At 72.6% G+C, this 18,609-nt stretch carries 12 protein-coding genes; 4 read left to right on the top strand and 8 right to left on the bottom strand.

Annotated features, from left to right (window positions below):
* Positions 1–113: 113 nt before the first annotated feature.
* Positions 114–1,130, bottom strand: coding sequence for a hypothetical protein (locus G3I40_RS10130; RefSeq protein WP_164301823.1), 1,017 nt, complete (start codon positions 1,128–1,130; stop codon positions 114–116).
* Positions 1,131–1,523: 393 nt separating this feature from the next.
* Between G3I40_RS10130 and G3I40_RS10135 the strand changes: the two genes are divergently transcribed.
* Positions 1,524–3,158, top strand: a complete 1,635-nt coding sequence (locus tag G3I40_RS10135) for an NAD(P)/FAD-dependent oxidoreductase (protein WP_164301824.1) — start codon at positions 1,524–1,526, stop codon at positions 3,156–3,158.
* A gap of 42 nt (positions 3,159–3,200) precedes the next feature.
* Here the strand turns inward: G3I40_RS10135 and G3I40_RS10140 are convergent, their stop codons facing one another.
* Complete coding sequence (locus G3I40_RS10140) at positions 3,201–4,118, bottom strand: alpha/beta hydrolase (protein WP_164301825.1); 918 nt, start codon at positions 4,116–4,118, stop codon at positions 3,201–3,203.
* Entirely contained in the window at positions 4,115–4,888 is a 774-nt protein-coding gene (locus G3I40_RS10145; RefSeq protein ID WP_164301826.1) for a glucose 1-dehydrogenase, read from the bottom strand. Before G3I40_RS10145 ends, G3I40_RS10140 begins: the two co-directional genes overlap by 4 nt.
* Before the next feature lie 164 nt (positions 4,889–5,052).
* Here G3I40_RS10145 and G3I40_RS10150 point away from each other — a divergent pair, with 164 nt between their 5' ends.
* Positions 5,053–5,790, top strand: coding sequence for a glucose 1-dehydrogenase (locus G3I40_RS10150; protein WP_343244876.1), 738 nt, complete (start codon positions 5,053–5,055; stop codon positions 5,788–5,790).
* 101 nt (positions 5,791–5,891) lie between these two features.
* Here G3I40_RS10150 and G3I40_RS10155 read toward each other — a convergent pair whose 3' ends face one another.
* Complete coding sequence (locus tag G3I40_RS10155) at positions 5,892–7,571, bottom strand: FAD-dependent oxidoreductase (RefSeq protein WP_164301827.1); 1,680 nt, start codon at positions 7,569–7,571, stop codon at positions 5,892–5,894.
* A 103-nt stretch (positions 7,572–7,674) separates the two neighbouring features.
* On the opposite strand from G3I40_RS10155, the gene G3I40_RS10160 reads away from it, so the two are divergent.
* Positions 7,675–9,279, top strand: coding sequence for an AMP-binding protein (locus tag G3I40_RS10160; protein WP_343244877.1), 1,605 nt, complete (start codon positions 7,675–7,677; stop codon positions 9,277–9,279).
* On the opposite strand, the gene G3I40_RS10165 is transcribed toward G3I40_RS10160, so the two are convergent.
* A complete protein-coding gene (locus tag G3I40_RS10165; RefSeq protein ID WP_343244878.1) occupies positions 9,257–11,899 on the bottom strand; it encodes a TIM-barrel domain-containing protein in 2,643 nt (880 codons plus the stop codon). The genes G3I40_RS10160 and G3I40_RS10165 overlap by 23 nt on opposite strands.
* Before the next feature lie 147 nt (positions 11,900–12,046).
* On the bottom strand, positions 12,047–13,186 hold the full coding sequence (locus G3I40_RS10170) for a serine hydrolase domain-containing protein (RefSeq protein ID WP_164301828.1): 1,140 nt from the start codon (positions 13,184–13,186) through the stop codon (positions 12,047–12,049).
* A gap of 270 nt (positions 13,187–13,456) precedes the next feature.
* Between G3I40_RS10170 and G3I40_RS47905 the strand changes: the two genes are divergently transcribed.
* Positions 13,457–13,588: a hypothetical protein gene (locus G3I40_RS47905; protein ID WP_275410167.1), complete on the top strand. Its 132-nt coding sequence runs from the start codon at positions 13,457–13,459 to the stop codon at positions 13,586–13,588.
* 8 nt (positions 13,589–13,596) lie between these two features.
* On the opposite strand, the gene G3I40_RS10175 is transcribed toward G3I40_RS47905, so the two are convergent.
* Together G3I40_RS10175 and G3I40_RS10180 are read right to left on the bottom strand one after the other, a co-directional pair.
* Positions 13,597–16,431 (bottom strand): NHLP bacteriocin export ABC transporter permease/ATPase subunit, encoded by a 2,835-nt coding sequence (locus G3I40_RS10175; protein WP_164301829.1) that lies wholly within the window; start codon positions 16,429–16,431, stop codon positions 13,597–13,599.
* Position 16,432: 1 nt separating this feature from the next.
* Positions 16,433–18,574 carry an NHLP family bacteriocin export ABC transporter peptidase/permease/ATPase subunit gene (locus G3I40_RS10180; protein ID WP_343244879.1) on the bottom strand — a complete coding sequence of 714 codons (2,142 nt, stop codon included), beginning with the start codon at positions 18,572–18,574 and terminating at the stop codon, positions 16,433–16,435.
* Positions 18,575–18,609 lie beyond the last annotated feature (35 nt).

The raw sequence follows: 18,609 nt of genomic DNA on the forward strand, positions 1-18,609 counted from the left end.
GGCCGCGGTGCCCGGCGCCGTGGCGACCAGCGTGCACGCGAGCCCCCCGACCAGGGTGGCGAGGGCCGGCCGCCGCAGTCGGCGCAGGCGCGGCCTCGGTGCTTCGGTGCGGCTCAGACGCCCCATGACTTCTCCTTGCCGCTGAGGACATCCGGGAACGAACGGCCGTAGGCGCTTGCGATGTCGTCGGCCATGTCGGGGTAGATCGACAGCTCGGCGAGGTCGCCGTAGGCGTCCCACTCCTCGGGCAGCGTGCCGTACGTGCGCTTGAGGTCGGCCGGCCCCGTGGTGACGGCCACGACGTAGGGCGGGTTGTCGATGCCCACACCGATCTCCGCGACGCCGCCGCCCAGGGCCCGCCAGTTGGCGGCCAGGGTGCCCGGCGCGGCGAGCGGCTTGACGGGCGGTGAGACGGGCTCGCTGGCCCGGGCCGCCGACTTGGCCTCGTAGTAGTCGTTCGACAGGGCCTTCGCGCCCGCGTACGAGTCGGTGACGATGAGCGCCACCGTGGCCGCGTTCTTGCCGCCGCCGTCGACGTACGTGGCGGCCAGCACCCGCTTGCACCCGACCGACTTGGCCTTCTTCAGGAAGACGCCCTGCAGGTTCTTCGCGCAGGAGCCCTCGCCGATGATGCCCTGCCGCATCCAGCCCTTGTTGTGCTGGATGATGCTGGTGTCCTCCAGGTGCGCCGGGAAGATCTGGTCCGTCTTGAGGTTGTGCCAGGCCTTGGGCATGAACGCCGGGTTGGTCTCGGTGTGTTGGGAGTTCTTGACGGCGGCGGCGAACACGGCGGCGCCGATCAGCAGCGGCAGGACGCCCAGCACGATGAGGACCGTGCCCCAGATCCGCGAGCCCTTCCCCGCGGAACGGTTGCCCGGCCCGCCGGGAGGAGGCATCGGCGCGAAACCGCCGCCCTGCGGCGGGATGTTCGGTTGGGGCGGCGCGGGCTGGGCCGGGTAGCCGTAGCCGGGCTGTGGTGGTTGGCCGTAGCCGGGCTGCGGCTGTGCGGCGTGGCCCGCGCCCGGAGACGGCGGATAGCCCCCGGAGGGAGGACCCCCGTAGGCACCCCCTTGGGCAGGGTACGACTGCGGCTCCGGCTGCCAGGGCCCCGGAGCGGGTGTGGACGACACGTGTGCTTCCCCCTCGTGATCTTCGGCCGGTGACCGCGCCCTGTTCAGTCGAGGTGGGGCAGGTCCGGCAATGATCGTGTGCAGGGGCAAAGGTAATAGGAGCATAAGGATCCAGCCGTGGCGGGGCGGGTCTCGTCACAGGAGATCCACGGTCCGGCAAGACTGGTCAGGCAGTGCGTAGCACTTCTTCACGCCGCGTGGACTCCGACGGCCCGACAGTGCGAGGAGAGCCGACGGCGCGCCGTGACCAGGGAGAGGTGGGCGCCGCATGCCCCGGACCCACCCATCGGACCAGGGCCGCCTTCCCGCTGACCGGGAAGCACCCGCTGCGCGGGGCGCGACGCGGTGCGAGGCTCCTCGACGCATCCGCCCGCCGGCCCGAGGAGCCACCCCGTGAGCGCACAGCCCCCTCCCACCCCCGCCACGCAGCCCGAACGGACCGATACGGACGTGGTCGTCGTCGGCGCGGGCGTCACCGGTCTGTACGCCGTCCACCGGCTGCGCGGCCTCGGCCACCGGGTCCGCGCCTTCGAGCGCGCCGCGGACGTCGGCGGCGTCTGGTACTGGAACCGCTATCCGGGCGCCCGCTGCGACGTCGAGTCCTTCGACTACTCGTACTCCTTCGACGACGCCCTCCAGCAGGAGTGGGACTGGACCGAGAAGTACGCCACCCAGCCGGAGATCATCAGCTATCTGCGCCACGTCGCCGACCGCTTCGACCTGCGGCCCGCCTATACCTTCAACACCTCTGTCTCCTCCGCCGAGTTGGACGAAAAGACCCTCACGTGGACGGTGCGCACCGACGCCGGCGAGACGGTGACGGCCCGGTGCTGCGTCTTCGCCGTCGGCTGCCTGTCCCGCGCGCAGCGGCCCGACATCCCGGGCATCGACACGTTCGCGGGCCGCGCCTTCCACACCGGCGAATGGCCGCACGAGGGCGTCGACCTCACGGGACAGCGCGTCGGCGTCATCGGCACCGGCTCCTCCGGCATCCAGTCCGTGCCCGAAATAGCCGCACAAGCAGCACAGTTGACGGTCTTCCAGCGCAGCGCCAACTACTCGATCCCGGCCGGGAACAAGCCCGTCACCGAGGACGAGCGGCGCGCGCTGAAGGCCGGATACGCCGAGCGGCGCCGGCTCGCCCGGCTCAGCGGGGGCGGCTCGCCGTTCACGACGTACCCGAAGAAGACCTTCGACGTCGACGAGGGCGAGCGGCGCGCCGCGTACGAGAGTCGCTGGGAACTGGGCGGGGTCCTGTACTCCAAGACCTTCCCCGACCAGGTGACCGACCTCGCCGCGAACGACGCGGCCCGCGCCTTCTGGGAGGAGAAGGTCCGGGCCCGCATCGCCGACCCGGCCGTCGCCGCGCTGCTCGTGCCCGGTGACCACCCGATCGGCACCAAGCGCATCGTCACCGACTCCGGGTACTTCGAGACGTACAACCAGCCGCACGTGGAGCTGGTGGACCTCCGGCGGAACCCGATCGCGCGCATCGACGAGAAGGGTGTCGTCCTCGCCGACGGTACGCGCGTCGACCTCGACGTCCTCGTGTACGCCACCGGGTTCGACGCGATGACCGGATCCGTCGACCGGATCGAGGTGCGCGGCCGCGGCGGGCGCACGCTGAAGGAGGCCTGGCGGGACGGGCCGCGCACCTATCTCGGGCTCGGCACGGACGGCTTCCCGAACTTCTTCAACCTGACGGGGCCCGGCAGCCCCAGCGTCATGGTCAACGTCGTGCTCGCGGCGGAGCAGCACGTCGACTGGCTCGCCGCCCTGCTCCGGCACCTGGACGCGACCGGGAGGAGGGGCGTGGAGGCGACCGGCGCGGCCGTCGACGCATGGGTGCGCGACTGCCGGGAACGCGCGGCGGCCACCCTGCTGATGCGCGCCGACTCGTGGTACCTGGGCGCCAACACCCCGGGAAAGCCACGGGTGTTCATGCCCTTCGTCGGCGGGTTCAAGGTGTACCAGGACATCATCGACGAGGTCGCCGCCGCCGGGTACGAGGGGTTCGAGCTGCTCTGAGCGGGGTCGGGAGCCGCGCGGCTCCCGACCCCGCCGGCACCGTCAGCGGCGCAGGTCCCGGCCCAGCGCCGCGAACGCCTCGGCCCTGGCCCGTGCCGCCTGCGGCAGGGCGCCCGCCATCGACAGGAACCCGTGGAACATCCCCGGGTAGTGCGCGGACCGCACCTCGACCCCCGCCTCGGCCAGGGCCGTCGCGTAGCCGAGGCCGTCGTCGCACAGCGGGTCGAACCCGCCCGTCACCACGTACGCCCGGGGCAGCCCGGCCAGCTCCGCGTACTCCAGCGGCGCCACGTACGGCTCGCCGCGCAGTGCGGAGCCGGGCGCGTAGCCGTCCCAGTACCAGCGCAGGTGGTCGGCGGTGAGGAAGTGTCCGTGGGCGTTGCGGCGGTGCGAGCCGCCGGTCCGGTCCGGGTCGAGCATCGGATAGTAGAGGGCCTGGCACACGAGTGCCGGGCCGCCGCGGTCGCGCGCCATCAGCGCCATGACGGTGGCGAGATTGCCGCCCGCGCTGTCCCCGGCGACGCCGAGCGGTCGGCCCGGGAACGTCCGCGCCGCCCACAGCAGTGCCGTGTAGCAGTCCTCCGGGCCCGCGGGATAGGGGTGTTCGGGCGCGAGGCGGTAGTCGACGGACACGACGACGGCGTCCGTCGCCACGGCCATCGCCCGGCAGAACCCGTCGTGCGAGTCGAGCCCGCACAGACAGAACCCGCCGCCGTGCGCGAACACCACGACCGGCGCCCCGCCGGCGCCGTCCGTCGGGTCGTACACCCGCACCCGTACGCCGTCGGCGTCCCGGTCGGCGACCCGGGCCACCGCGATGTCCGGGGTCGGCGCGGCGGGGCGTGACGCGAAGAACGCCCGTACGTCGCCGATCTCCGTCAACTCCGTACCCAGAGCCGGGAAGTTGGCGGACGCCGCGTCGATCACCGCGCGGACCTCGGGGGCGGGGGAGTCACTCACCGTGTGGTGCCGCGCTGTTCGAAGGCCGGCATCCGGCCCGCCGATGCCCCGCCGTCCACCGCGAGTTCGGCGCCACTGAGGTACGACGCCTCGTCGGAGGCCAGGAACGCCACCAGACGCGCCACCTCCTCCGGCTCACCGATCCGGCCCAGCGGCGCCGCCGCGTGCTCCTTGCCCTCGACGTGGGCGATCATCGGCGTCGCGATCGCGCCCGGGTGCACGGAGTTGACGCGGATGCCCTCGGGGCCGAGTTCGAGCGCCGCCGTCTTCGTCAGGCCGCGCAGCCCCCACTTGGCCGCCCCGTACGCGCCGTGTCCCCAGATGCCCTGCAGCCCGGCCTGCGAGGAGATGTTCACGATCGAGCCGCCGCCCGCGGTGCGCCGCATCACGGGCGCGGCGGCGCGTATCCCGAGGAACGGGCCGATCAGGTCGATCCGCAGGATCCGCTCCAGCTGGGCCGGGTCCTCGTCGACGATGGGCGACGTGGTGTAGATCGCCGCGTTGTTGACGAGGACGTCGAGCCGCCCGAAGGCGTCCACCGCCGTGGCGACGGCCGCGTCCCACGACGCCGCGTCCGCCACGTCGAGCGCGACGAAGCGCGCCACCCGCGCACCGAGCGACGCGGCGACGGCCTCCCCCTGCTCCTCCCGCACGTCGCCGATGACGACGCGTGCGCCGCGTGCGGCCAGCAGCCGGGCCGCGGCCTCGCCCATGCCGCGCGCCCCGCCCGTGATCAGTGCGACCCTGCCCGCCAGATTCCCTGTGTCCATCGCCGCCTCGGCCCTTCCGTCGGTGGTGTGCGTGCGCGATTGTGCCGGGGGAAGGACCGGCACCGGCAGAGCGGAATCCCGGCCAGTGGGAAGCCCTTCTCGCCGCCCGCCGTCCCCGCCTTGCACACTGCCCGGCACCGGTACCGCAGTGGGAGGAGCACAGGGTGAACGACAGGTTCGAAGGCGCGGTCGTGCTGATCAGCGGCGGCGCGCGCGGGATGGGCGCGGAGCACGCGCGCGGGCTCGTCGCCGAAGGGGCGCGGGTCGTCATCGGTGACGTACTGGAGACGGCGGGCGAGGAACTCGCGGCCGAACTCGGCGACAAGCACTGCCTGTACGTGCCCCTCGACGTGACGGACGAGCGGCAGTGGCAGACGGCGGTGGCCCGCGCCGAGGACGCGTTCGGGCCGCTGACCGGACTGGTCAACAACGCGGGCATCGTGCACACCGGCCCCATCGAGACGCTCGACGAGGCCGACTACCGCAGGGTGATCGACGTCGACCAGGTCGGGGTGTTCCTCGGTATGAAGGCGGCCCTGCCGTCGCTCAGGAGGGCCGGGGGCGGGTCGATCGTCAACATCTCGTCGGTCGCCGGGATCATCGCCTTCCCCGGCATCCTCGGCTACGTCGCGGCCAAGTGGGCGGTGCGCGGCATGACGAAGGCGGCGGCCCAGGAGTTCGCGCCGCACGGCATCCGCGTCAACTCCGTGCACCCCGGCGTGATCGAGACGGACATGACGTCCGCGTCGGCGCAGTCGGGGCAGGCGGTGCTCCACCAGCCGATCGCGCGTGCGGGACGGCCGCAGGAGATCACCGGAATGGTGCTGTACCTGCTGTCGGACGAGTCGAGCTTCGCGACCGGCAGCGAGTTCGTGATCGACGGCGGGTTCGTGAGCCAGTGAGGGGCGGAGCCCGGAGCCGGCGGCGGTGACGGGCGTGGGCCAGTGACGGGCGTGGGCCGGTGCATACCGCTCCGTGCGCCCGTCACCCGCCCACCGCCGCGTCAGCCGGCGTCCCCGAGGTCCTCGGCGATCCGGTTCACGGCCGCCCAGCTGAACGTCATCGCCGGGCCGATCGTGGCGCCGGGCCCCGGGTACGTCTCGCCCATCACCGCCGCCGACACGTTCCCGGACGCGTACAGGCCGCGGACGACGGAGCCGTCCTCGCGCAGCACCCGCGCCGCGGGGTCGGTCACGACGCCGCCCTTCGTGCCGATGTCGCCGGGGTGCACCGGGATCGCGTAGAACGGCCCCTTCTCCAGTGGATGGAGGTTCGGGTTCGGCAGGGTCGGGTCGCCGTAGTAGCGGTCGTAGGCGCTCTCGCCCCGGCCGAAGTCGTCGTCGACGCCGCGGCGCGCGAAGGCGTTGAAGCGCTCGACGGTCGACCGCAGCGCCCGCTGCGGCATGCCGGCGGCGCGCGCCAACTCCTCGACGGTGTCCGCCCGGTGGGCGAAGCCGGACGCAAGCCACTCCTGCGGCAGGGACTGCCCGGGGAACAGCCCCGCGAAGAGGTAGCGGGCCTTGGAGACCGCGTCGAGGATCAGCCACGACGGCACCGTCGACGCGTCCGGCCGGTGGTGCGCGTACATGGCGTCCACGAACTCGTGGTATGGCGAGGCCTCGTTCGCGTACCGCTCACCCACCTGGTTCACGATGATCATGCCGGGGATGGCGCGGTCGGCGACCAGGAAGAACGGGGTGGGTGCGCCCGGCGGCAGGACCGCGGGCGCGCCCCACACCTTGTCCAGTAGGTCGGTGGCGGCTCCCTCGGCGAGCGCCAGCTCCAGGCCGTCACCGGTCTGCCCCTCGGCGGCCACCGACCACGCCGTGTCCGTGGGGTGCGGCAGGTGCTTGTCGCGCAGCGCCGCGCTGTGCGAGAAGCCGCCGGAGGCGAGCACCACCCCGCCGCGCGCCGCCACGCTCACCGTCCGCCCGCCGCGCCGCACCCGCACGCCCGCGACCCGCTCGCCCTCCTTGACCAGCTCCGTCACCGGGCACCGCAGCCAGAGCTCGCCGCCGAGCCGGTCCAGCGAGTACCGCATCCGTGCGATCAACGCCCCGCCCAGGGACAGGAGTTCCTGCCCCGACAGCCGTGCGAGCACCGAGCGCGCACCGACCCGCAGCGCCCGCGCCCTGGCCCTGCCGGTGCGGCTGACCATGTTGAGGTAGCGGAAGTCGTACGACGTCATGGTCAGCCCGCGCGTCGGCAGCAGGCTGCGGCGCAGCGTCCCGCGCTGCTCGCGCGGGAGCTTCTTGACGTCGAACAGCTGCGGCTCGACGGAACGGCCCCTAGCGAAGCCGCCGTCCCGCTCGGGGTAGTAGTCGCTGTACCCGTCGGTGTACATGAACCGCACGAGCGTCCTGTCGTGGAACTCGCGGACCATGCGCGGCCCGTGCTCCAGATAGGCGTCCAGTCGCTCGCCGGGCACCCGGTCGCCGACGGTCGCGGCGAGATAGCGGCGGGCCCGTTCGCGGGAGTCGGGCAGCCCCGCGTCGTGCAGGTGGAAGTTGTCCGGCACCCAGATCGCGCCGCCGGACAGCGCGGTCGAGCCGCCGTACAGGTCCGTCTTCTCGACGATCAGGGCGGACAGGCCGCGCAGTCGGGCGGTGAGCGCGGCGGCGAACCCGGCGGCGCCCGAACCGACCACCACGACGTCGTAGCTGTGGTCCCAGTGCTGAGTCATGGCGGGACCCTAGGCGCGGGCGACGCGGGCCGAGGAGCGCGGTTTCCCGGCGAGTGGGAAACCGGGGGAGCGGCGCGGCCCCGCCTGCGTGTCGGATGGCGCCATGGACGTCACCACCCTGACCCTCGCCGCGCTCCCGGACGCCGCCGCCCGCGCCCACGGGGACCGCGAGGCCCTCGTCGACGACACCGTCCGCTGGACGTTCACGGAACTCGCCGACCGGGTCCGGGCCGCAGCCCGCGCCGCCCTCGCCCTCGGCATCGGGCCCGGCGACCGCGTCGGCATCTGGGCGCCCAACAGCCGCCACTGGATCCTCGCCGCGCTCGGCTCCGTCCAGGCGGGCGCCGTCCTCGTCCCCCTCAACACCCGCTACCGGGCCGCCGAGGCCGCCGACATCATCCGGCGCAGCGGCTGCCGCATGCTGTTCACCGAGCGCGGCTTCCTCGGCACGGACTACGTCGCCGAGCTCGCCACGTGCGGCGAGAACACAGGGCAGTTGGAGCACGTCGTCGTCCTGCGCGGGGCCACCGCCGAGGACCCGCTGGGCTGGGACGCGTACCTGCGGGCAGGTGAGCGCGTGGCCGACGGGCTCCGCGCCGACAGGGCCGCCGCCGTGCGCCCCGACGACCTGTCCGACATCACCTACACCTCGGGCACCACCGGCCGCCCCAAGGGCGTGCTGACCACCCACCACCAGTCCCTGCGCGCCTTCGACGCCCGGGCCACAGCCACCACCCTCACCGCCGGTGACCGCTACCTCCTGGTCAACCCGTTCTTCCACACCTTCGGCCTCAAGGCCGGAATCCTGCCCTGCCTGCTGCGCGGCGCCACCATGCTGCCCGAGGAGGTGTACGACGCCGAGCGCGTCCTGCGCCGCATCGAGGCCGAGCGCGTCACCGTGCTGACCGGGGCGCCCACCGTCTTCCACGGCCTCCTGCACCACCCGCACCGCGCCGCGCACGATCTGACGAGCCTGCGCATGGCGGGCACCGGAGCCGCCACCATTCCGGCCGGGCTCATCGCCGATCTGCGTCAAGTCCTCGGTATCGGCGCCGTGTTCACCGCGTACGGGCTCACGGAAGCGACGGGCGTGGTCACCGTCTGCCCCGTCGACTCGCCCGTCGGCCTCCTCGACTCCACGGTCGGCCGCCCCGTCCCCGGCACCGAGGTCCGCGTCACCGCCCCCGACGGCACCGCTTGTCCGCCCGGCACCCCGGGCGAGGTGCAGGTCCGCGGCTACACCGTGACCCGCGGCTACCTCGACGACCCGGCCGCCACCGCCGAGGCCGTCACCCCGGACGGCTGGCTGCACACGGGCGACATCGGCACCCTGGACGCGCACGGCTACCTGTCGATCACCGACCGGCTCAAGGACATGTACGTGGTCGGCGGCTTCAACGCCTACCCCGCCGAGGTCGAGCGGGTCCTCACCGGCCACCCCGGGATCGCCGAGGCGGCCGTCGTCGGCACGCCGGACGCGCGGCTCGGGGAAGTGGGGGCCGCGTTCGTCGTGCCCGCGGCGGGAGGCTTGCAAAGTGCTTTCTGGCAGGCCGAGTTGACGGCCTGGACGCGCGAGCGGCTGGCCAACTTCAAGGTGCCCGGCGCTTCGTCGCCGTCGACGCGCTGCCCCGCAACCCCTCCGGGAAGGTCCTCGAGGGGGAGCTGCGGGGCAGGGCGAGCGGGAGCTAGCCGAGCAGCCGGACCGTGAACGAGCGGTCCGTCGGCAGGGATGCCGTGCGGACCGTCGTCACGTGCGACTTCCCGTCGTACTTCCAGGAAGAGGCGGGCAGGGAGCGCCCGTTGACCGTCACCCGGTCGGGCGCCGTGCCGCCGTGCACCGTGAAGGTGTAGGCGCGCTTGCTCACCTTCCCCTGGTAACTCCCCTTGCTGGCACCGACGGCGATGACCGAGCCGTGCCGTCCGGTGTCGACGCTCACCCGCTGCGTCGCCGACGCCCCCTTGCGGAAGTCGCGGGTCACGCCGTCGTCCTCGTAGAGCGTGTACGCGCTGCGGCCCCGCTCGGAGGCGTAGACGTCCCAGCTCAACTGCCCCTTGTCCCGGGACTTCCAGGACGTCGTGCCCTGCGGCCACATCGGCACGATCGCCCCGGACTTCACGAACAGCGGGAGCGTGTCGATCGGCGCGTGGTAGCCGTTCAGCGTCATCGGCCCCTTGTACGTCCTACCGGTCCAGTAATCCGTCCACGTGCCCTTCGGCAGGTAGATCCCGTCGCGCGTGTCCGCGTCCTCGTACACCGGGGCCACGAGGAAGTCGTCGCCCGCCATGTACTCGTACTTCGCTTGCGCGCCAAGGGTGTTGGCGTCCTTCGGGTACTCCAGCCACAGCGGTCGTACCCCGCCGACGCCGGTCTCGGACGCCTGCTTCGCCAGCGTGTACAGGTACGGCAGCAGTCGCTCGTGCAGCTGGAGGTACTTGCGGTTGATGGACGTGTACGGTTCGCCGTCCACCCACGGCTGCTGGTTGGTCTTCTGGCCGGTGGTGAGGTCGGTCGCCCAGCCGTCCATCGTCATGAGGGCGGGCAGGAACGTCTTGGCCTGCAGATCCCGCGCGTACATCTTCGCGTCGTGCGAGTAGATCGAGCCCACGTCGCCGGTGTTGTACGCGATACCGGACATCGTGGCGCCCGCGTACGTCGGGATCTGCCAGCGCACGTAGTCCCACGACAGCTTCTGGTCGCCGGACCACAGCACGGAGCAGCGCTGGGCGCCCGCCCACGACACCGGCATCCAGACGAAGCCGCGCGCGTCGCTGTTGTCCTCGATGCCGGCCTTCGCCTTGTCGCAGGCGTCCAGGGCCATGCCGTAGCCGTTGCCGACCCAGGCGACGTCCAGCTTGGCGACGCGCTGGCCGGCCTTGACCTGGTCGGCGAGCTTGTCGATGCCGTCCTGCGTCCACAGCCCGAGCTGGGCGTCGTGGTCCTGCAGGCCCTTGGCGGTCTCGGCGAGGTTCTCGTACCCGCAGCCGTAGCCGTCGTTGACGAGCATCCAGCCGAGCGGCATCTGGTTCTGCGTGTACCCGTCGGCGACCTTCAGCGCGTCCAGGGTGTGCCGCTCGCCCTGGTTCGCGTTGTGCAGGTAGCAGTCGGCGTCGCCCGGTTCGAGACCGTAGACGGGCGGCATGAACGGCTTGCCGACCAGCGAGGTGTACGCGCCGATGACCTGCTTGGCGTCGCCGAGGAAGTAGTACGCGTCCAGGCGCCGCTCCTGCTGGCCCGTGTGCACGGAGGCGCCGAAGTCGTAGACGCCGGGCGCGAACGTGTTGCGGTAGACGCCGTAGCCGGCGGAGGAGAGGTAGAACGGCTGGGAGTTGTTGTAACCGCCCTCGTTCCAGTTCGTGTTGTTGGCGACGTAGACGGTCTTGTCCCGGTGGGAGAAGGAGCCGTTCTGCTCGCCGCCGCCGAAGAACTGCTCGTCCGCTCCGCGCGCGAGGCTCTGCCGCATGCCGCCGGTGGACCAGCGCAGCGGCTTGTCCTCCTGCCAGATGCGCGTCTTGTTGTCCGGCTTGTAGAGGCCGAAGCGCAGCGGCTGCTTGTAGACGCGCAGCACGGCCGCGGAGGAGCGGATGCCGTAGTAGGCGCCCGCGTCGAAGGACCGGGTGCGCTTGTCCACGGCGGGCTGCTCGCGGACGATCTGCGCGCCGGCCGGGTCGGTGAACGCGCCCGTCGGGTCGGCCTGCAGCCGCAGCCCGCCGCCCTTCAGGAAGTCGGCCTTCGCCTTCAGGTCACCGGCGGCGAACGTGTAGCTGCCGTCGGCGCCCTTGAAGGAGGTCAGGTTCCCGGCGTCGGTCGTCGCCGGCAGATAGGCCTTGCCGACGAAGGAGTTGTCGTGCACGTCGTAGGGGACGACGACCACGTGGTACGTGCCGTTCGCCTTCGGGATGACGGTCGCCTCGGGGTCGGCCGTGCCCGCGCTGGAGGCGACCTGCTTGTCCGCGTCGTCGTAGATGTACATGTCGAAGTCGTCGCTGGGCTGTTTCGCCCACTCGATCGAGACCGGCACCCCGCCCTCGGGGTTGTCGTCCCAGTACCCGTCCGGGACCGCCACCTTGAGGTCGAAGCGGTCGCACGTCGTGCCGTCCGGGTCGTCGGCCGCCGTCGGGCACTTCTTCGGGTCGTCGACCGTGCCCTTGGCGTACGTGGGGCTCTGCCACGTGACGCTCGGGTGGTCGGCGTCGAGGCTGCCGCCGCCCGGCGTCGCCGCGCCCGCCGTCGGGGCGGGTGCCCCCAGCAGGGCGGCGGCGAGCGCCAGGGCGGCCGTCGCCGTGATCAACGCTCTTCTGTGCAGCTGTCGTTGGTGCAGTGGTCGCATGGGGCGCGTCTCCGCTCAGAACAACCGTCGCGTGTTTACTTCTGCTTGAAACTTGAATGCTTCATGCATGTTCACGCATGAAGATCTCGCCTCGCGCAGGTTCATGTCAACGGTTGGTCGCGTGTGCGGACCGCGGCGCGACGCCGGTCAGTCGGCCGCGTACGCCCAGAAGTCCCGCATCACCGGCGGCAGCGGAGACGGTCCGCCCAGGGCGAGTTGGGTCAGCAGGACCGTCACCGTCCCGGTCGACGGCGTCAGGTGGGCCGCGGTGCCCGTGCCGCCGACCCAGCCGTAGCGGCCGGGCACGTTCCACGGGTCGCGGCGCTCGACGTCCACGGAGCCGCCGAAGCCCCAGCCCGAGCCCAGCGTGAACAAGTCGCTCGCCGCGCGCTGGGCCGGCGTCAGATGGTCCGTCGTCATCAGGCGCACGGACTCGGCGGACAGCACGTCCCCGCCGCCGTCGAGCAGCATGCGGGCGAACGCCCACCAGTCGTCCACCGTGGAGACGAGCCCGCCCGCGCCGGACGGGAAGGCGGGCGGAGTGCTCCAGTCGCCGTCCGGGGTGTCGACGCGCTCGGCGCCGCCGTCGGCCGTGGGGACGTACGCGCTGGTGAACCGCTCGCGCTTGGCGGCGGGCACGTCGAAGGCGGTGTCCCGCATGCCGAGGGGCGTGAAGATCCGCTCGGCGAAGAACTCCGGCAGCGACTGCCCGGTGACGCGCGTGATCAGCACGCCCTGGATGTCGGAGCAGGTGTTGTACAGCCACGCCTCGCCGGGCTGGTGCAGCAGCGGCACCTGGGCGAGCGCGGCGAGCCAGGTGTCCGGCTCCGGCAGCCGCTGCGGGTGGTGCGGGTCCATCAGGGCGAAGACCGGCTGCAGCGCGGGCAGCGAGAAGTCGGAGCCGAAGCCCCAGCCCGCGCGGAACGTCAGGAGGTCCTCCACCGTGATCGGCCGGGCCGCCGGCACGACGTCCTCGATCGGGCCCGCCGGGTCACGGACGACGTCCGGCGACGCCAGTTCGGGCAGCCAGTGCCCGATCGGCGCGTCCAGGGCGAGACGGCCCTCCTGGACCAGGATCATCAGCGCGGCGGCAGTGACGGGCTTGGTGATCGAGGCGATCCGGAAGAGCGAGTCGCGCTCCATCGGCGACGTGCCCTCGGCGTCGCTGTGCCCGACGGCCGCCACCTCCAGCCGGTCGCCGCGGGCCACCAGGCCCACCGCCCCAGGTACGGGCCCCTTCGTCACGTGCGGGGCCAGTACGTCGGCCAAGGTGTTGGTGTCGGTCATCGGGGTCACCCTCCTGGACAGGCGATGCGCATGTACGTGTACGACAAGGGTGACCCCCGGGCCGCTCTCAACTCATCGGTCGCCGTCCCGGCAGCGTGTCGTGCGTGCGGGGGCACGGCGGTGCGTCGGCGGCATGGACGGGGAGGGATGTCGCGGCCACCGTCGACGACGCCCCTCGTCCCGGGAGGGCTACCGAGCGGGTCGGAGGACGTGCGCCGAGCCGTGTCGTCAGGCGTGCGGGGCCCCTCGCGCGGCGCGCGCGGAACCCTCTTGCTGTCCCGCCGCGCCGGCCCGAGCCCGAACGCGGTCTCCAGCGCTGTGCGGTCCGGCACCGTCATCGTCGTCGCGGGCGCGGTGCTCGCCCTCGCCCCGCCTCCCGGGCCGCCCGCGACGGGCCGGTGATCCGGCACTCACGCCATCTGCCGACGCACCAACTCGTGCAGCCGCCCGCCCGTGTCCGCCAACAGCTCGGCGGGTGCGCCCTGCTGGACGACGCGGCCCGCCGACATCACGACCACCCGGTCCGCGTCCAGGACGGTGGACAGCCGGTGGGCGATGACGATCCTCGTCGCCCGCAGGGCCCGCGTGCTGTCGATCACGATGCGCTGCGTCTCGTTGTCGAGCGCGCTCGTCGCCTCGTCGAAGAACAGGAGGCGCGGACGCCGGATCAGGGCCTGCGCGATCATCAGCCGCTGCCGCTGGCCGCCCGAGATCGCGCCGCCGCCCGCGATCATCGTGTGCAGCCCCATCGGCATCCGCTTGATGTCCTCGGCCAGGCCCGCCATCTCGGCCGCCGCCATCGCCTCCTCCTGCGAGAACGACTCGGCGCCGCAGATGCAGTCCAGGATCGAGCCGGTCAGCGGCTGCGCGTTCTGCAGGACGACCCCGCACTGACGGCGCACCGCCGCCTGGTCGAGCGCCGAGAGGTCCTGGCCGTCGTACAGGACGCTGCCGGACGTCGGGTCGTCGAAGCCGATGAGCAGCCGCAGCAGCGTCGACTTGCCGCAGCCGCTCTCGCCGACCACGGCCACGAACTCGCCGGGGCGGATCGCGAGGGACACGTCGTCGAGGACCAGCGGCCCGTCGTCGGTGTAGCGGTAGGACAGGCCGCGCGCCTCCAACGCGCCCGTGAGCTCGCCCGGCGGGGTGGCGGCCACGCGCACCTCGGGCTCCGCGTCGAGCACCGGCTTGATCTGCTCGTACATCGGCAGCACGGCGGCGGCCGAGATCAGCGCGCCGGTCAGCTGCGTCACCGAGGACAGCAGCATCGTCACCGCCGTGTTGAAGGTGAGGAACGCGGCCGCCGACAGGCTGCCGCGCGCCGGACCCGCCAGCAGCATGAACATCACCAGGGAACACAGCGGCAGATAGACGGAGCCCAGGACCGTCGTCGCGTTCTTGATGCGGCCCGCCCAGCGCTGCAGATCGCGGCTGCGCGCGAACTCCTTCGCCCACGCGGCGTACGCGAAGCTCTCCGCCCCGGCGACCCGCAGCTTCGGCAACCCCCGCAGGGACTGGAAAGCCCGGTTGTTGAGCCTGTTGCCGAGTTCCACCAGGCGGCGCTGCCAGCGCAGTTCCCACAGGCCGAGCGTGAGGAAGACCGCCGCCACGACCACCAGCATGCCGAGCGCCGCGAGCGCCAGCGGCACGCTGTACAGCAGGAGCAGCACGAGGTTCATCGCGCCGATGGTCACCGACTGCACGACCACCGGGCCCACCCCGGACAGCAGCCTGCGGATCCCGCTGATCCCCATCGCCGCACTCGCCAGCTCGCCGGTGGAGCGGGCGGCGAAGAAGCGCGTCGGAAGGCGCAACAGCCGGTCCCAGACGGCTGGTTGGAGGACGCTCTCCACCCGTCCCTCGACCCGCAGCACGGTCATGTTCTGCAGCAGCAGGAAGGCCGCCGACACCACACTCGTGACGACCACCGCGAGGGACACCTGCGTGATCAGGCTGGTCTGCGCGTGCGGCACGTACGTGCCGAGGACCTGGCCCGTCGCGATCGGCACGAGCGCGCCGAGCCCCACCGTCACCAGACACGAGAGCAGCAGCCTGCGCACGTCGGAGCCCGCCGCGCGCAGGCTGAACCGCATCAGCCGGTACGGCGTCAACTTCCCGTCCGGCAGCGGACGGTAGAGCAGCACGGCCCGCTCCTCGAAGTCCTCTGCCGTGTCCTCGTCGATCCGGGTGCGCCGCTCGCCCGACGCGTGCACGGCCTCGTAACCGCCCCGCCGCCACAGCAGCGCGACCGGCGCCCCGGACGCGGCCCGGAACCCCACCAGCGGGCCCGTGTCCTGCCGCCACCAGTCCCCGACGAGCCGTACCGGGCGGGTGCGGATCCGCGACGCCACCGCGATCTGCTCGACCGGGTCGATCCGGTCGCTGACCGCGCCCCCGCGCCCCGGCTCCACCAGCGTGATGCCGGACGCGTCGGCCACCACCTTGCAGGCCGCGTACGTCGCGTCGACCCCGGCCCGCGCGCCGCGTCCCCGACGGCGCGGCGAGCCGATGGAGGCGAGCAGGGTGCGGTCGGCCTGCTCGCGGACCTCCTCGCCCGCCCTGATCCCGGCCGCCGCCCGGTCCTCGTGCGCGCTCTCCAGGCGTTCGATCCACCGGTCCAGCGTCGACAGGAGCCGGTACTGCTGGTTCACCATGCGCTGCCACAGCGCGCCGTCCACGAGGAGGTCGGCGGCCGCGTCAGCGGCGTACGCCGCCCCGTACTGGACGCTGCCCGGGGCGAGTTGGGGCCACAGCACGTCGTCGTCGGCGTGGAGCTCGCCGTCCGTGGCGCGCCCGGCAGGGTTGTCGAAAGGTGCCTCGAACAGCACCCGCTGCCCGCGCCCGACACCGAGCGCGAACGCCTCCTCCAGCAGGCTCCACGCCATGTCGTAACTGCCGTCGGCCGCCTGGTGGGCCGGGGTGTACGGCAGCTCGCGCAGCGGGATGCGGCGTATCGCGCAGCCCGCCAGCGGCCGCCCCACCAGGGTGTGCTGCGTGCCCTCGACCGGGCCGAGCAGCAGCGTGCCCGGCTCCAGGCGGCCCAGGAAGTGCCAGTGCCCCTGCGCGTACGCGTCCACCGCGAACAGGTCGAGGGCGCCGCCCACCACGAGCCACAGCACCTGCGGCCCCTCCAGTGGCAGACTGCGCAGCCCCGCGCAGTCGACGGCCGCGCCGAGACCCCCGAAGGCCGCGACGACCTGGTCCGACGACGCGGACGCGGTGAACCCGGTTTCCGTGTACGTCACTTCAGTGCTCCCTGACCAGCTCGGCGTACGGCCCGCCGGCCGCCACCAGGTGCTCGTGGCGGCCCCGCTCGACGACCTGGCCGTGGTCGAGCACCACGATCTCGTCGCTGTCGCGCACGGTGCTCAGCCGGTGCGCGATGACCACGCACGCGCAGCCGCGCCGCCGGATGTTGTCCATGACGATCTGTTCCGTCCCGGCGTCGAGGGCGCTCGTCACCTCGTCGAGCACGAGGATGCTGGGGCGGCGCACCAACGCCCGCGCGATCTCCAGGCGTTGGCGCTGACCGCCGGAGAAGTTGCGGCCGTCCTGCTCGACCCGGCCGTGCAGTCCGCCGGGCCGGCGCGCCACCACGTCGTGCAGGCAGGCGTCCCGCAGTGCGTCGGCCACCGCCTCGTCGGGGATCGAGGGATCCCACAGCGCCACGTTGTCGCGGACCGTGCCCTCGAAGAGGAACACGTCCTGGTCGACGAAGGAGACGGACGCCGCGAGGGCGCCGCGCGGAATGTCCTCCAGGCGCGTCCCGTCGATCCTGATGAAGCCCTCCCAGGGCGCGTACAGGCCCGAGATGAGCCGGGAGACGGTCGACTTGCCACTGCCGGAGCCGCCGACCAGCGCCACCTGCTGCCCGGGGCCGACCGTCAGCGAGAACCCGGTGAGCAGCGGCTTGTCGAGCGGGCTGTAGCCGAAGGTGATCTCCTGCAGCTCGACGTGCCCCTTGAGGCGGCGGGTGCTGGGCACGGCCTCCGGCCGCGCGTACAACGTGTCGACGGGGAAGTTCTCGACATCCTTGAGGCGCGCCACGTCGGCGGCGAAGTCCTGCGCGCGCCCCGCCACCGCGTTCAGCCGGGTGATCGGCGCGGTGAAGCGGGTCACGAGCGCCTGGAAGGCGACCAGCAGGCCCACCGACAGATGCCCTTCGACGGCGCGCAGCCCGCCGATCCACAGGATCACCGCGCTGTTCAGGGTGGCCAGCGTCGGCGCGACGATGCCGAGCCAGGCGCTCGGCACGCCGAGCCGCTGCTGCTCCTCCAGCGTCGTCGCGTGCTGCCCCGCCCATCGGCGGAAGTACCCGTCCTCGCCCCCGGTCGCCTTCATCGTCTCGATCAACTGCAGCCCGGTGTAAGCAGTGTTGGTCATCCGCGCGGTGTCCGCCCGCAGCTTCTGCGTCCGGGTCGCCCGCAGGCGTACGACGATCCGCATCGCCACCACGTTCAGCAGGGCGATGCCGACGCCGACCATCGTCAGCTGCGGGTCGTAGCTCCACAGCAGCGCCGCGTACAGCAGCACCACGATGCCGTCGACGCCGGCCGCCGTCAGATCGCGGGCCAGGGTCTCGGCGACCGCGTCGTTCGACGCGAGGCGCTGCACCAGGTCGGCGGGGCTGCGCTGCGCGAAGAACGTGACCGGCAGCCGCAGCAGATGCCCGAAGAAGCGTGCGCTGCTCAGCGTCGACGAGATGATGCGCCCGCGCAGCAGATTCGCCTGCTGCAACCAGGTGAGCACGGCCGTCAGGGCCACCAGCGCACCCATCGACGCGAACAGGGCACCCAGCAAGGAAGTCTGATCACCGATCAGGAACAGGTCGATGTACGTCTTGCTCAGCGCCGGCACCGCCGCGCCCACGGCCACCAGCAGCAGGCTCGCGAGCAGCGCCGCCAGCATGGTGCCCGTCGTGCCGCGCAGCCGCCCCGGCAGAGCGGTGAGCACGCCCGGGCGGCGCCCGCCCGTCCGGAAGTCCGCTCCCGGCTCCAGGACCAGCACGACCCCCGTGAAGCTGGTGTCGAAGTCCTCCGCGGCGACGAACCTGCGCCCCTTGTCGGGGTCGTTGAGGAACACGCCGCGCCGTCCGAAGCGGCGGCCCATGCCCTCGTAGACGACGTAGTGGTTGAACTCCCAGAACAGGATCGCGGGGCCCTGCACGTCGGCGAGCGCGGCCGGCTCCATCTGCATGCCCTTGGCCGTCATGCCGTAACTGCGCGCCGCCTTCAGGAGGTTGCTGGCGCGCGAACCGTCGCGCGAGACGCCGCACGCGATGCGCAGCTCCTCCAACGGCACGTGCCGGCCGTGATGGGCGAGCACCATCGCGAGCGCCGCGGCGCCGCACTCGACGGCCTCCATCTGCAGCACCGTGGGCGTACGCACCGTGCGACGCCGCCCCGTGGCCGGGGGAGCGGGCC

Source organism: Streptomyces sp. SID14478, from assembly GCF_010548525.1.
Taxonomy (GTDB): Bacteria; Actinomycetota; Actinomycetes; order Streptomycetales; family Streptomycetaceae; genus Streptomyces.